At 37.8% G+C, this 14,121-nt stretch carries 13 protein-coding genes and 1 pseudogene; 2 read left to right on the top strand and 12 right to left on the bottom strand.

The annotated features are described in order from the left end of the window. A pseudogene (locus Q4533_RS01315) lies at positions 1–136 on the top strand (IS256 family transposase); the annotation flags it as partial. 186 nt (positions 137–322) lie between these two features. Then, complete coding sequence (locus Q4533_RS01310; protein WP_303501497.1) at positions 323–1,078, top strand: tyrosine recombinase XerC; 756 nt, start codon at positions 323–325, stop codon at positions 1,076–1,078. A 151-nt stretch (positions 1,079–1,229) separates the two neighbouring features. Here Q4533_RS01310 and galE read toward each other — a convergent pair whose 3' ends face one another. From galE to Q4533_RS01250, 12 genes are all read right to left on the bottom strand, one after another. After that, the gene (gene galE / locus Q4533_RS01305; protein ID WP_303501495.1) at positions 1,230–2,243 is read right to left on the bottom strand and encodes a UDP-glucose 4-epimerase GalE; all 1,014 of its coding nucleotides are present in this window, start codon (positions 2,241–2,243) and stop codon (positions 1,230–1,232) included. Next, on the bottom strand, positions 2,243–3,133 hold the full coding sequence (gene galU / locus Q4533_RS01300) for a UTP--glucose-1-phosphate uridylyltransferase GalU (RefSeq protein WP_303501493.1): 891 nt from the start codon (positions 3,131–3,133) through the stop codon (positions 2,243–2,245). Before galU ends, galE begins: the two co-directional genes overlap by 1 nt. Before the next feature lie 36 nt (positions 3,134–3,169). Then, positions 3,170–3,487 carry a hypothetical protein gene (locus Q4533_RS01295; protein WP_303501490.1) on the bottom strand — a complete coding sequence of 106 codons (318 nt, stop codon included), beginning with the start codon at positions 3,485–3,487 and terminating at the stop codon, positions 3,170–3,172. A 6-nt stretch (positions 3,488–3,493) separates the two neighbouring features. Continuing rightward, positions 3,494–4,453 carry a DHHA1 domain-containing protein gene (locus Q4533_RS01290; RefSeq protein WP_303501488.1) on the bottom strand — a complete coding sequence of 320 codons (960 nt, stop codon included), beginning with the start codon at positions 4,451–4,453 and terminating at the stop codon, positions 3,494–3,496. Between the two features lie 9 nt (positions 4,454–4,462). Continuing rightward, complete coding sequence (cysC, locus tag Q4533_RS01285) at positions 4,463–5,107, bottom strand: adenylyl-sulfate kinase (RefSeq protein ID WP_303501486.1); 645 nt, start codon at positions 5,105–5,107, stop codon at positions 4,463–4,465. Positions 5,108–5,172: 65 nt separating this feature from the next. Further along, positions 5,173–6,900 carry an SLC13 family permease gene (locus Q4533_RS01280; RefSeq protein ID WP_303501485.1) on the bottom strand — a complete coding sequence of 576 codons (1,728 nt, stop codon included), beginning with the start codon at positions 6,898–6,900 and terminating at the stop codon, positions 5,173–5,175. A 100-nt stretch (positions 6,901–7,000) separates the two neighbouring features. Then, the gene (cysN, locus tag Q4533_RS01275; protein WP_303501483.1) at positions 7,001–8,407 is read right to left on the bottom strand and encodes a sulfate adenylyltransferase subunit CysN; all 1,407 of its coding nucleotides are present in this window, start codon (positions 8,405–8,407) and stop codon (positions 7,001–7,003) included. Positions 8,408–8,529: 122 nt separating this feature from the next. Further along, the gene (gene cysD / locus Q4533_RS01270) at positions 8,530–9,435 is read right to left on the bottom strand and encodes a sulfate adenylyltransferase subunit CysD (protein WP_303501506.1); all 906 of its coding nucleotides are present in this window, start codon (positions 9,433–9,435) and stop codon (positions 8,530–8,532) included. Between the two features lie 226 nt (positions 9,436–9,661). Next, on the bottom strand, positions 9,662–10,546 hold the full coding sequence (locus tag Q4533_RS01265) for a glycosyltransferase family 2 protein (protein WP_303501481.1): 885 nt from the start codon (positions 10,544–10,546) through the stop codon (positions 9,662–9,664). Positions 10,547–10,548: 2 nt separating this feature from the next. After that, on the bottom strand, positions 10,549–11,439 hold the full coding sequence (locus Q4533_RS01260) for a glycosyltransferase (protein WP_303501478.1): 891 nt from the start codon (positions 11,437–11,439) through the stop codon (positions 10,549–10,551). A gap of 159 nt (positions 11,440–11,598) precedes the next feature. After that, positions 11,599–12,348 (bottom strand): hypothetical protein, encoded by a 750-nt coding sequence (locus Q4533_RS01255; RefSeq protein WP_303501476.1) that lies wholly within the window; start codon positions 12,346–12,348, stop codon positions 11,599–11,601. After that, a complete protein-coding gene (locus Q4533_RS01250; protein WP_303501473.1) occupies positions 12,345–14,120 on the bottom strand; it encodes a glycosyltransferase family 2 protein in 1,776 nt (591 codons plus the stop codon). Before Q4533_RS01250 ends, Q4533_RS01255 begins: the two co-directional genes overlap by 4 nt. Position 14,121 lies beyond the last annotated feature (1 nt).

Below are 14,121 nucleotides of genomic sequence, written 5' to 3'. Positions count from 1 at the left end.
CTCGGCCAAGAAAATGATTTACCTTGCGATAAAAGAAGCCAGTAAAAAATGGACCATGCCCATCCGAAACTGGCGTAATGCGATGAGCCGATTTATTATTGAGTTCGAAGACAGAATTGTGAAGCATATTAACTAAATTGCAGTTACACAGAATCTGTTACACCCTCTTCCGCTAATGGTGATCTGTCACCAGTAGCGTTTGAAAACTCTCAACTAAAAGTGTCCAGTTTGGGTTGACCAGTACAACCTTATCCCCGAATTCGGTAATACCTTGGTAAATGAAATCACCCTGTCTCAAATTGATTATTTTCGTCAGGAACTGATGGAAATAATGAAAGACAGTGATACACGTCAATTATCCAATCGCCGCATCAATTTCTTACTTTGGCCTGTCATCTCAATCATCAGCTTAGCCGCTGAAGAATGTAAATTTGAATACCCGTTAAGACGCTACAAAGCGCTTAAGGAAGAAAAAGCAGAGTCGCACCCGATGACGATTGAGGAAGTGCGTAAGTTCTTAGATAAGGTGCCACAAGAGTGGAAGGATTACTTTATTATCCGATTTTGGACTGGCATACGCAGCTGTGAGATACACGGCCTTGAATGGCAGCATATTGATTTTGAACACCGTTTAATTCGTATCCGCCAGAACTGGGTAAATGGTGAAGTGTGTGATGTAAAAACGCCTAAATCACGCCGAGACTTAAAGATGTGCGATACCATCTATGAAACCTTTAAACGCATTAAAGATTCAAGTGAGTCAGGGTATGGCCCCTATTCTGACTTTGTGTTTACCGGAAAATCCGGTGCGCCACTGGATACACATTATGTCAGTAAAGCTTTATGGTATCCCACATTAATCAAAGCTGGCCTAAAACGCAGGCGTGCTTACGAGACGCGCCATACTGCAGCAGTACTTCATATCGCAGCCCTTGAGAATCCCTTGTATATCTCTCAAATGCTTGGTCACAGCGATACTCGCTTATTGTTTGACGTATATGCCCCTTATGTAGCCAATGCATCACGTACTGATGGAAATGCATTTGATACACTAATGAGAAATGAAGGATTTGGTTAAATATCTCTAAATGTTTAGCTTTACGCTCACTCAGCACCAAAGAATCGATTACTAAAATTAAATAACAAAAAAGGGTTTTGAGACTATTCTCAAAACCCTTTTTTAATTAACTAACAACATTAAGCCGGTAGTAGAAAAACAGTTTCAAACACTAATCACTATATCCATTAGGATTCAATGACTGCCATTTCCAACTGCTATTAACCATATCGTCAAGATTATGTGTCGCAGTCCAATTTAACTCTGCTTTGGCTTTTGTAGGGTCAGCATAACAAGCACCTATATCACCAGGTCGACGAGCTACGATATCGTAATTAATTACTTTATCAGAAGCTTTTTCAAAAGCTTTGACCATATCTAAAACACTATAACCTTGGCCTGTACCCAAATTATAGGTAACTAAGCCACTGTTAGTTTTTAACTTCTCTAATGCCTTTAAATGGCCAACGGCTAAATCAACAACATGAATATAATCCCTAACGCCTGTACCGTCTGGTGTTGCATAATCATCACCAAACACCATTAACTTTTCTCTTTTACCTATGGCAACTTGAGAAATAAATGGCATTAAATTATTCGGTATATCATTTGGGTCTTCACCAATCAAACCACTCTCATGAGCACCGACAGGGTTAAAATATCGTAGACATGCGATATTCCAGCTAGGATCTGAATGATGTAAATCGGCAAGTACATGCTCAACGACTAATTTAGATTGACCATAAGGGTTTGTTGCTGAGGTCGGGAAAGACTCTAAAATAGGTAAACTTGCAGGGTCACCATAAACCGTTGCAGAAGAACTAAATACCAAATTCTTTATACCAAACTCAGCCATGACTTCACATAAAACGATGGTACCAGTGACATTATTGGTATAATACTTTAATGGTTGTTCAACAGATTCACCTACAGCTTTAAGCCCTGCAAAATGGATAACTGCTTCAATGTCATTGTCACTGAATATTTTTCGCAATAATGCTTTATCTAAAATATCACCTTCATAGAAAGTAACTTGCTGTGCTGTAATGCTTTTAACACGGTATAAACTTTCTAAACTTGAATTAGATAAATTATCAATAACAACAACATCTGTACCGATTTTTAGTAATTCTACAATCGTATGGCTACCAATATAACCTGCACCACCAGTTACAAGAACAGACATTACTCACAACCCTTAACCAAACTTGTTACTTCAGCTAAAAAGTCACTTCCGAGTTTTTTATCTCTTAGGCCATATTCAACAAAGGCTTTCATGTAACCCAGTTTGTCACCACAATCATGTGATTTACCGGTCATATTGAACGCTTCAACAGTATCTTGTTCAATTAGCATATCAATCGCATCTGTTAACTGAATTTCGTCACCCGCGCCCGCTGGTGTTTTAGCTAATAGATTCCAGATTTTTTCAGATAACACATAACGACCAACAACAGCTAAGTTTGATGGAGCAGTCCCAATGGCAGGCTTTTCAACCATAGCTTTGATTTTAGCTGAATCACCTGGGGCGATTTCTTCACCATTACAATCTGCAATACCGTATTTGTTCACTTCATTATCTGGTACTGGCGCAACCATAATCTGACTAGCAAAACTGGTATGGTAACGTGCCATCATCGCAGCTAAATTTTCAGTTTTTTGGTTTGCTGTATATTCATCTAAAATAACATCAGGCAATACCACTGCAAAAGGTTCATTACCGATACAAGGTTTAGCACACAACACAGCATGCCCTAAGCCTTTAGCCTCACCTTGACGAACGCTAATAACAGAAACGTCTTTAGGGCAAATAGACTGTACTTCTTCTAACAGCTGACGTTTGACACGCTTTTCAAGCGTTGATTCAAGCTCGTAAGATTTATCAAAGTGGTTTTCAATGGCATTTTTACTGGCATGAGTTACCAATACAATTTCTTTTACTCCAGCAGCAACACACTCGTTGACGATATATTGAATAAGAGGCTTATCTACAATAGGAAGCATCTCTTTTGGTATCGCTTTTGTCGCAGGTAACATCCTAGTTCCTAATCCTGCTACAGGAATCACTACTTTCATATTTTATCCTAATTTATATTGTAGGCTTTAAAGGCATTAAACTTTAAAGGTTTTATAAACAGCTATCTTACAACAGTTATGTACATATAACTCTATACCGCAATGGTATTCATTATGAACCACATCACAAATTACAGGTTCTATAATAAGCCAGTAAACAGCCATTCTCGATCTTTCAAATTTTGAATAACCAGCATTCCAAATAGGATAGTCGAAACCTGTATGTTCTAACTCAACAACCATAGATTCGAAAAAGTTGTCACTATGACTATTTTCCTGACTAACATTTTTACTGTTATCAATAAAAATATGAGCACAACGATTCAAAGCTTCTGTTAATTGATCTTCTATCATGATAAATCAGAGGTTGTAATATTCTGAAACTGCGGTAATAAAATCATCTAATTGCTCTTTTGGTAAAGAATTAATACCCGCTGCAGCCGCGCGGCCACCACCTGTAGCAAACTGACTACAAATGTCACCCGCGCCTTGCTTATTTAATAAAGGAGCACGTAAAGACACAGTATAAGTATTATCCTCATTATCAGTCAAAACTGCATGAGCTACACTAGGTTTTTCATTAGCTAAATAGTTGCCATAAACACCACTAATACGCTTTGCCCAAGCTTCATTGGGTAGTTCAAATACAGCTAAGTTTTTGCTTTCATGCATTGCATTTACAGCTTGAGCATTAGCCATATCAGTACCATAAGCAACTTGTAATTTATAAAATGGTGAGGCCTTATCGGCAATAGCATTAAACGGGTTAGGATAGGCTTTAAGTGCTAGAAATAACTCAGCAGGCTCAAAATGCAAATCACTGATACAGCTACCATAACCATTATAATTAATTAAAGTACCAAGCTCGTTCAGTTGAGCGGCTTGCTCAACTGTTAACCCCGCCAGTGAACTTAATTCATCAGCTGCGGCAATCAAGTTATCACCATAGGCGGCTGCAATGGCCCAATAGTGATATTGCCCATTTAATAGTTTATCAACAATCAAAGAAGTGCATGTATTTGGGTCTAAATCAATGTGAGCGGATAAATTGTCACTTTCAGGTATAGCGCCACTACGATGATGGTCTGCATAAAACACTTTCACTCCAGAATCTAATAACGGCTTCAAAGCGTCAATATTTTTTTCCATTGAAATATCAAGTACAGTAAGCTCATCACCAGGCTGAGCGGCCACTCTGCTTAGCAATTGAATGTCTCTTTTTACCCCGGTAATTAATGTACTTTCAATCGGGTTAGCAAGACGTAACTGCAATAGTGCGATGATGCCATCTGCATCACCATTAAAAATATCATAGTTCATATTTATGTCTTATTTTGAGGCTAGGTAGCCATGTTCCATTAAATAAGTAATCACTTGTAAAGCGCACTGCTCGATGTCTTGCTCTGCCGTCTTAACATGAATTTCGGCTTTCGTCGGTGCATCATAAGCGGAGTCAATGCCGGTGAAATGCTTAATCTCCCCTGCTCTGGCTTTTTTATACAAACCTTTAGGATCGCGTTGCTCACAAACTGCTAAAGGAGTGTCGATGAAGACTTCAATAAACTCATCCTTCGCTAACAGACTACGCACCATTTCTCTGTCAGCAAGAAAAGGCGAAATGAAAGCGGTAGACACAATAAGCCCTGCATCAACAAATAACTTAGAGACTTCACCCACCCGTCGAATATTTTCAACTCTATCTGTATCAGTAAAACTTAAGTCTCCATTAAGGCCATGACGGACATTATCACCATCCAGTACATAGGTTTTACAGTTAAGATCATGGAGCATTTTATCAACGGCATTTGCCACTGTAGATTTACCTGAACCACTTAACCCTGTAAACCATAATACCGCAGGCTTATGACCATTCAGTTCAATGCGCTCTGTCCGAGAAACGCTTGCTAAGTGCCAAACAACATCGGTTGATTTTTCACCAAGCACATCGACGTTTTGGTAGGGTGTATTTGACATGATAATTCCTTGTTCAATCTTTTAATACTGATAAATAATATGTTTTTATTGCTTAAGCGTGCCCACTAAAATGGAAAAAATATTGGCACTGCAATCGTAACGATTAAGCCGTAAACAATGCTCACGGGTAAACCGACTTTAACAAAGTCTTTTAACTTATATTGCCCTGCATTGAAAACCATTAAGTTAGTTTGATAACCATAAGGACTAATAAAACTGCCACTGGCCGCAAATGCCACTGTCATCACGAAGGGTAAAATATCAACCCCAAAACCGAGCGCTAAGCTGTAAGCAATGGGAAACATTAACGCTGCAGCGGCGTTATTGGTGACCAATTCAGTCATTAACCATGTAAGAAGATAAACTAAAATCAACGCTAAATAGGCATGCTCTTTACCCACACTTTGATTTACAAACCCACCAATTAACTCGACCACACCAGCGTTAACAAGTGCATGGGAAAGTAAAATAGCAGAGGCGACAATTAACCAAATATCGACAGGTAAACGTCGCATGACTTCATTCACATTAATAGACTGACTAAAGATAAGCAGCCCCAGTAAAATCACTAACCCTTCCAGTAAATCAATCACCCCAAGGGCCGCAAGGGCTATTGAAGCTAAAAAGCCACCGACAGATAACCAGGCTTTCCAGCCGTTAAGGCGTATCTCAGTTTCCACACCACTGAGTACAATAAAGTTTTTACTTAAATTACGGCGAGACTTAAAATCATCACCGACAGAGAGCACTAAAAAATCACCCGATTGCAGCTCTACATCACCGAGCTTACCAGAGATATTTTCGCCATCCCTTCGAATGGCAACAACGGCCGCATCAAATAATGCTCTAAAGCCCACTTGCTTTAATGTTTTTCTAACAAGAATACTTTCCTGCCTCACTACAACTTCAGTAAGTTTTGAGTCTTTTAAATCATTTTTATGTGCAAATGTTTCCAGGCCTGAAAATTGACCTAATTGCCCCAACTTTGTGATATCTCCACTAAAAATCAACCTGTCATTTAGTTGCAAAACTTCCGCTGGTGATACAGGGGAGATTAGGCGACCACCCCTTACTAATTCAACTAAAAATAACGACTCTAAATGACGTAAACCATTGGCCTCTACAGAGCGGCCAATAAGCTCTGAACCATCAACGATTTTAGCATCAATGAAATAGCCCTTGCTACCATCAAGTACTTGTTCATTTTCCGGTAAAAACCTGACACAAATAGCTAAGACAACACCACAGCAAGTGACTAATATTAATCCGATTGCAGTAAAAGAGAAAAACTCTAAAGAACGACCTTCAGCATCCATAAAAAGGCTATTTACAATCAAATTGGTTGAAGTACCAATCAATGTCAATGTTCCACCCAGAATAGCAGCATAAGATAAAGGTAATAATAACTTACTGGCAAAATGATGGGGGTTATTGCGTATTGGGGACAAAAGAGTGGCCACTACAGCGGTGTTATTCAATAGCGCTGAACACGCGGTAGTAACACTAAAAAGTCTAATAAATGTAGCTTTATAGCCGACCACAATCACTTTTGAGGCTATAACTCTAAGTAATCGAGTTTTTTCTAATGCGAAAGAGCAAATGATTAACAGAATTAAAGTGATTAAACCAGGGTTTGCAATACTCGATAATAATTGCGCTTTAGAGACTAGCCCCAATGCAACAAGTGATAATAATGTTACACCAAAAACGGCTGCTGGACGACTTTGAAATTTTAATAAACCACAAATCGTTAATATGAAAATACTTATTGTTAAGTATGCATCTGTAGACATAAATAGAAACCAACTTCAGTGTTACAAAATCAAAAAAAGCTGCAAGCTTTCAATCGCATTGCAGCTTTCTGATAAAACCTAGGGGCTTATCTGTACTAGCTTAACCTATTGTTTTTGCGCCCCAGTGAGGGTAATGTTTTCTAACAAGTGCATTAAATTCAATTTCAAATGCAGAATGTTTAGTGTCCGTAGTTGCTGTTTTTCCCTCAATAGCCTTTCTGACCATACCAGCACCAACAGTGACATTAGTGAGGCGATCAATAATGATAAATGCGCCAGTGCTACGATTAATATCATAAGCATCAAACTGCACTTCTTCATTCACAGCAAAGTTACAACTACCCATTTCATTGAGTTCAAGTTGATGCGCATCAAATGTTTCAAGAGTATTCACATCCACTTTATGATTCACGGTTTCAGCATAACCATAAACAGATTTGCTACCCACTTTGATTAAATACTCGCGATCAACATGTAGTGGTTCTTCTGTCATCCATACAACATCTGCCTGAAAATGGCGACTTGATAATGGCAGTTCATGAGGGCGAACTAGCATGTCACCTCGGCTAATATCAATTTCATCTTCTAAAGTGATGGTGATTGCCATGCCAACAGTTGCTTTTTCAAGCTCACCATCAAAAGTCACAATGGATTTAACTTTACTTTCTTTGCCTGAAGGTAAGGTTTTAACAGTATCACCAACACGAATATCGCCAGATGCAACCGTGCCACAAAAACCACGAAAATCGAGGTTTGGACGATTAACGTATTGCACTTGCATGCGAAATGCGTGAGTTTTATCTTTCGCTACAGAAACCGTATTCAACAATTTCATCATTGTAGAACCCGGATACCAAGTCATATTTACACTTTCATTGACAACATTGTCGCCTTTTAGTGCTGAAATTGGTACAAAACGAATATCTTCAAACTGAAGATTTTCAGCAAACTCTCGATAGTCTTTCTTGATGTTTTGATAAACAGTTTGATCATAATCAACAGCGTCCATTTTATTAATGGCAATGATGACATGCTTAATACCGAGCTGAGAACAGATAAAGCTATGACGACGAGTCTGAACCTGAACACCATGTCTCGCATCAATCAGAATAATCGCTAAATCCGCAGTAGAAGCACCTGTTGCCATATTACGAGTATATTGCTCATGGCCTGGTGTATCCGCAATAATAAATTTACGTTGCTCTGTCGCAAAGTAACGGTAAGCAACATCAATAGTAATACCTTGCTCACGCTCAGACTGTAAACCATCAACTAATAAGGCTAAATCAAATGACTCATCAGTGGTATTAAAGCGTTTCGAATCTTTTTCAATAGCTGCCATCTGATCTTCAAAAATCATTTTGCTATCAAATAATAAACGGCCAATTAGGGTAGACTTACCATCATCAACACTGCCACAGGTTAAAATGCGCAGCATATCTTTATTTTCATGAATTTTTAAATAAGCTTCAATATCAGAAGCGATTAAAGATGTATTAGACATCATATATTCCTTTAACTAACATGCCACTTTAATATTTATAATAAAATCAACATGTTTCTTAATGTAATGGGTCAAACAGTCAGAAGTATCTATAGAACTTCAAAAAATGAGGTTTGTAAAAATGTTTAGAAATAACCTTCCATTTTTTTCTTTTCCATTGAACCCGATGAATCATTATCAATAACACGTCCCTGACGTTCAGATGTCGTACACAGAAGCATTTCTTGAATGATTTCTGGTAATGTTTGTGCTTCAGATTCCACGGCACCTGTCAGCGGGTAACAGCCTAATGTTCTAAAACGTACCATTTTATGCTGAATAACTTCGCCTTCTTCAAGCTCCATTCTTTCATCATCAACCATGATTAACGTACCATCACGTTCTAAAACCGGTCTTTCGGCCGCTAAATACAGTGATGGAATTTCAATAGCTTCAAGGTAAATATATTGCCAGATATCTAATTCAGTCCAATTTGATAATGGGAAAACGCGGATACTCTCCCCTTTATCCACTTTACCGTTGTAAATATTCCATAACTCAGGACGTTGGTTTTTAGGATCCCATCGATGCTTGCTATCGCGGAATGAATACACACGTTCTTTCGCACGTGACTTTTCTTCATCACGACGAGCACCACCAAAAGCGGCATCAAACCCATGCATATCTAAAGCCTGCTTTAGACCTTCAGTTTTCATGATATCGGTGTGCTTAGCGCTACCATGAACAAAAGGGCTGCAACCCATTTCCATGCCGCGAGGGTTTTTGTGAACGATTAAATCAAAACCATACTTTTCAGCCATTTGATCACGAAAAGCGATCATTTCTTTGAATTTCCAGTTGGTATCAACATGCATCAAAGGAAATGGGATTTTCCCTGGGTAAAAAGCCTTACGAGCAAGATGTAATAAAACTGAGGAGTCTTTACCTACTGAGTAGAGCATTACAGGGTTATCAAATTCAGCAGCGACTTCACGCATAATCTGAATTGATTCTGCTTCGAGTGCTCTTAAATGAGTCATTTTATCTTCCATCATGTATATCACATCCTAAATTAAATACATTCACTTCAAAATTGGTAAGCTATTTATAAACTATATGATAATTGATTTTCGTCATCTGTGACAATGCGATCAAGCACTGAAAATCAAAAATTGATCAACAGATTTATGTAAACTTATTCTAAACTAAAAAAACTGAACTTTATCTTAAATATCGGTCAATCATGCAACATTTTACACATATCATATGAAAAATTATTCAACCAACCTTTTTGGGGTTCCAGTGCTCATCGTGGCAATACTTGTTGCCCTTTACTCCATCAACAATACCTTTAAGCATATAGCTGCAGCGCTCTTTTTTATCATTCTGCATAATTGAATTCAATAAAAACTTAAAAGGCATCAGGCCTAAGCATCTGACCTTCCAATAAAAAGGAACGTAAGGCCTACGGATTAAAATTAAAATATTTCGAAATTGATAATATAGGCGTATTGGCGAACCTACTCTATATGTCACGCCAATGAACTTACTTCTGGAATCGCCTAGGCGATGAACCATTTCTACTTTTTTAGCCCTAGCGATCACCAGGCCTTTACTTCTTGCTCGCCAACACCATTCATGATCAACACCATCGATAAACAGTGATTCATCTTTATAACCAATTTCATCTAAATAGCCTAAATCTATTAACATACCAGAAGCAATGATTTGATTAGCACCAACAAGTTCATCATAATCAAATATATCTTTTTGATATTTTGCTCTAATGCTACGATTATTAAAAGAACATTTTATACTAGGCCCAATCGCAGCAATATTTTGTGTCATGGCTTTTGAAGCCACTAACAAGCTTGATAATCTAAAAACCATATCCTCGGGAATGAGGCTGTCTTGATCAAGTAAGAGTCCATATTCAAAGCCAGATGCTAACAACGTTGCTAGCCCATGGTTATGCGCAGCTGCTATGCCTACATTATCAGGGAAATGGATATATTCGTAATGCTCAATAATACTATTAAAACTATTCTCGTGAGGGCTATTATCAATAATAATAACCTGTTCAACTTGACCATAAACACGGGTCAGCAAACGCTCAACCATGCTATGTTCAGGGTTAAATACAACAATAATTGCACCAATCATTCTTAATCGTGACCTATCATTGTTTTTAATAAGAATCGATCGATTCTATAAGCAAGTTGAATGACCGACGCTGGCATTAAACGTAATACGAACACCAAAATCGCATATAAATAGTTTCTTATACTTCGCTGTTTAAGCAGTTTCATCGCTAATAAACGCGCTTTAAACTCATTAAATGACAAGCTACGACCTCTACGTTGATAGAAGTAACCTAAACGCCTAAAGTTTAAAAGTGGCTCTCGCAGATTAGCGAATTTATAGCCTGCGTGGGCTAGTGTAATCCAAAAAAAGTAATCTTCGGTATTACGCATACTTTCTAAATATCGAAATCCGTTATTAAAAATTGCATAGCGCATAACCACTGTAGGGTGATTGATCGGACATCGCCTTGAAAGCGCTTTAATCAAAACGGTATGTTTAGTTGGCAAGCACCGAACACCTAATTGTTTACCTTCGGCATCAATTTCCCATAAAGCAGAACCTAAAACATCAATATCTTTGTGTTTTTCTAATAATTTAATTTGCTTTTCGAACCGGTGTGGAACGCTGATATCGTCAGAATCCATACGAAAAAAGTAGCTAGGCTCTAAAGGTACAGTCCAATCAATTATAAAATTCATGCATGCACTTAATCCACGATTTTGAATTCCGTGCACTAAAACGACATTATTATTCTTTCGTTCTACTTCATTAAGATAAAGGGAAATTTCATCATCCACATCCCCATCAATAACAATGACATACAAACATGGTTTGAGAGTTTGACTCAAAATGCTCGTAACTGATTGCTGCAACCAAGATAATTTATCTTGTTTGTATACTGACATACCACAAACACAGAAGACATTTTTAGGTAGCGAATTTGACGATTGTACAACAAACTGGTCATTCATAGACGGAAAATTGACCATCAAATACCACTCTTATATTTTTATTCATTAATGTCATTAGCATGAAATAATTATGACACATGATACTGACTTGAGACTGAAGGCACAACTCGAATCGAGAAAACCTACAGCCCATTCGTCATAACATACAAAGAACCATGCCTAAGAAGAAATCCAATCATGGTAAAGTTCGCATTCATCTTGAAAATGTTTATCAAAAATGATTCGATTGCTATCATTGAGTTGATGTTTTGACTGATTTTTATTTAAAGAAAGTATTGGGAGTTTTACTGATAAAATTCTTTCTAAACGCTGTATTTCAGCGCTGAAATTTTCACACTGACCAACAAAGGCAAAGTCTGTCTTATCCAATCCATTTAAATAAACTTCATATGCAGCAAATTGATTTTTAAAACGATTATTTAAAATGACTTCCTCAAACAGTAAGTTAGTATCAGAAGCTAATTTGCTATTAGTTAAATACTCCTGCTCAAGCCATTTATATGGTGCGCCAGATTTAACCCTTAGCCAATGATTTAGCAATGACCAAGCTCTTTGGGAAGGGTCACGTAGCCACACCATTTTGCGGGCATTGGGATAAATTATCGGATGATTATCATGATAGGCAAAATGACCATGCAATATTTGTGTTTTATCATTGCACCAAACAGGTTCGCCGTTACTAAGGGCTTTAGCAAAACTATGATGGTAAGCATATTGTATTCGTGCCACGCCTAAGCCTTTTTCAAGGGAAAATCGTAACGAAGTACCAGCTGTTTTAGGAATATGGTAAGAAAGCCAATTGACTTGTGGAAATACTGACCCACTATCCAGATTGCATTGATGCTTGATTACTTTTTTTTCTAAGTATGACCGATGCTTAGTCATTAATAATTGAGTTAAGCGATTCATTTTTTACTCTCTTTTTGATAATCCTTTATCACAAAATTTTCTGTAACTAGAGTTAGGTTAGGGTTATACGCTGGATCATGTTTAATCACATCAGCCCAATTACACTGTAAGTAATCTAGTTCACGCTTAAATCTAAGCTGTTTTTCAACCGTATCTTCAGCACCTCTGGAGACTGACTCATGATGATATAATAACGCTTCTGCACAGAATAAATTTCTTAAACCTAATGCTTGAATCTTTAAGCAAAAATCAACATCATTAAAAGCAATCGCCAAATGCTGCTCATTGAGACCATCAACAGCTTCAAAGTCTGATTTAGTCACCAATAAACAGGCCGCAGTGACAGCGCTGAAATTATGAGAAGCAATTAAGCGATTCATATAGCCAGCATGGGTGCTAGTGAAAAACTTATGTGCATGTCCTGCTCCGCCGCCATAACCTAAGATAACACCAGCATGCTGAATGCGATTACTCTCATACAATAATTTAGCCCCCACACAGCCAATATCATCTCTTAATACATGCCCTAGCATATCTGTTAACCAGTACGGCGAAATAACTTCTATATCGTTATTAATTAGGCCAATTACAGACCCTTTAGCATGCTTAACAGCAAAATTATTGATCGCTGAATAATTAAACTCATCGGGATATTTCAACACCGTAATTTTAGGGTGCTTGGCTAAAAACTCAAAATACTGCAAACTCTCAGCTTCATCTGAATTGTTATCTACCAGCAAAATTTCATAATGTGGGTAGTCAGTCTTGCTGAGAATTGATTCAATACACGCTTCAACTAAAACCTTGCCATTACGAGTAGGAATAATCAGTGAAACCAAGGGTTCATTTTTCAATGGCCAGCGAAGATGAAAAACCGCCTGCTTTGAATCGACAATCTCTGAATGTTCACTGAGTAAGTCACTTAAATAAGCAATTCCTTCATTCATACTCAGTTCAGCTGTTGGACGTGAAACTAATATCTGCGGTATATGTAAAACATCTTTAATGCTGTGGTTTAAATATTGTTCACATAAAAATCTAACGATACAAAAAGCACTTAACTCGGGGGCGGTATTTGCAAAATACCTCAATGAATTAAGCCAAACTCCTGAACGAATATAGCCATTGGTCAATTGTAAATCAGGGTTCCAATCAGGCTTGAAATCAGGCAGAGTGCGTTGCTGATGACCTAACCACACAATATCGGTATCAACATAGGCAACTTTGGTGTTTTTCAAGACATGAGTTGCTACAGAATCCGCCAGTGATGTTGCTATAACATCACCAGAAAAAACCACAAAACAGGGAGCGTTAAGTAATTCAGAAGATAAAAACGTTTGCTTTAACTCACTAACAATAACAATAGAAAGCTCAGAGAAACCATTCGAAATATCACTTAACACAGACGCTATTTCAGCTCTTGACCAAACGATGATGTTTCCATAAAGGCGGCTGTCATTGATACTTTCTAAAGTTCGTCTAAATAATTTTTCATCTAGACTATCAGCACAAATGACAATATTTAAAGGATTTACATCGGTATTAAAAGTCACATCTGTTTGTGTGCGCTTTTCCTGAAAGGCTAAATACTGATCATATTGTTTCTGGGCTTCAGCAGCGGTAGGCAGCTGATATAAAATACCACTATGATGAATATTTTTGGTATACATTGCCAGCAAATATGGGGAGTCTTTGAGAATATCAACCCACTTTTGGGGCAAACACTTCATCGCCAGTTTTGCTACGGTGACAATCATCTTTCTAAACCACATT

Source organism: Shewanella sp. 6_MG-2023, assembly GCF_030547195.1.
In the GTDB taxonomy this organism is placed as follows: Bacteria; Pseudomonadota; Gammaproteobacteria; order Enterobacterales; family Shewanellaceae; genus Shewanella.
This window is presented reverse-complemented; position numbering and strand designations above follow the sequence as displayed.

What these genes read in the sequence shown, in the direction of transcription:
- Q4533_RS01310 (WP_303501497.1), top strand. Translation starts at nt 323, where the DNA reads ATGGAAATAATGAAAGACAGTGATACACGTCAATTATCCAATCGCCGC.
- galE (WP_303501495.1), bottom strand. Translation starts at nt 2,243, where the DNA reads ATGTCTGTTCTTGTAACTGGTGGTGCAGGTTATATTGGTAGCCATACG.
- galU (WP_303501493.1), bottom strand. Translation starts at nt 3,133, where the DNA reads ATGAAAGTAGTGATTCCTGTAGCAGGATTAGGAACTAGGATGTTACCT.
- Q4533_RS01295 (WP_303501490.1), bottom strand. Translation starts at nt 3,487, where the DNA reads ATGATAGAAGATCAATTAACAGAAGCTTTGAATCGTTGTGCTCATATT.
- Q4533_RS01290 (WP_303501488.1), bottom strand. Translation starts at nt 4,453, where the DNA reads ATGAACTATGATATTTTTAATGGTGATGCAGATGGCATCATCGCACTA.
- cysC (WP_303501486.1), bottom strand. Translation starts at nt 5,107, where the DNA reads ATGTCAAATACACCCTACCAAAACGTCGATGTGCTTGGTGAAAAATCA.
- Q4533_RS01280 (WP_303501485.1), bottom strand. Translation starts at nt 6,900, where the DNA reads ATGTCTACAGATGCATACTTAACAATAAGTATTTTCATATTAACGATT.
- cysN (WP_303501483.1), bottom strand. Translation starts at nt 8,407, where the DNA reads ATGATGTCTAATACATCTTTAATCGCTTCTGATATTGAAGCTTATTTA.
- cysD (WP_303501506.1), bottom strand. Translation starts at nt 9,435, where the DNA reads ATGGAAGATAAAATGACTCATTTAAGAGCACTCGAAGCAGAATCAATT.
- Q4533_RS01265 (WP_303501481.1), bottom strand. Translation starts at nt 10,546, where the DNA reads ATGATTGGTGCAATTATTGTTGTATTTAACCCTGAACATAGCATGGTT.
- Q4533_RS01260 (WP_303501478.1), bottom strand. Translation starts at nt 11,439, where the DNA reads ATGAATGACCAGTTTGTTGTACAATCGTCAAATTCGCTACCTAAAAAT.
- Q4533_RS01255 (WP_303501476.1), bottom strand. Translation starts at nt 12,348, where the DNA reads ATGAATCGCTTAACTCAATTATTAATGACTAAGCATCGGTCATACTTA.
- Q4533_RS01250 (WP_303501473.1), bottom strand. Translation starts at nt 14,120, where the DNA reads ATGTGGTTTAGAAAGATGATTGTCACCGTAGCAAAACTGGCGATGAAG.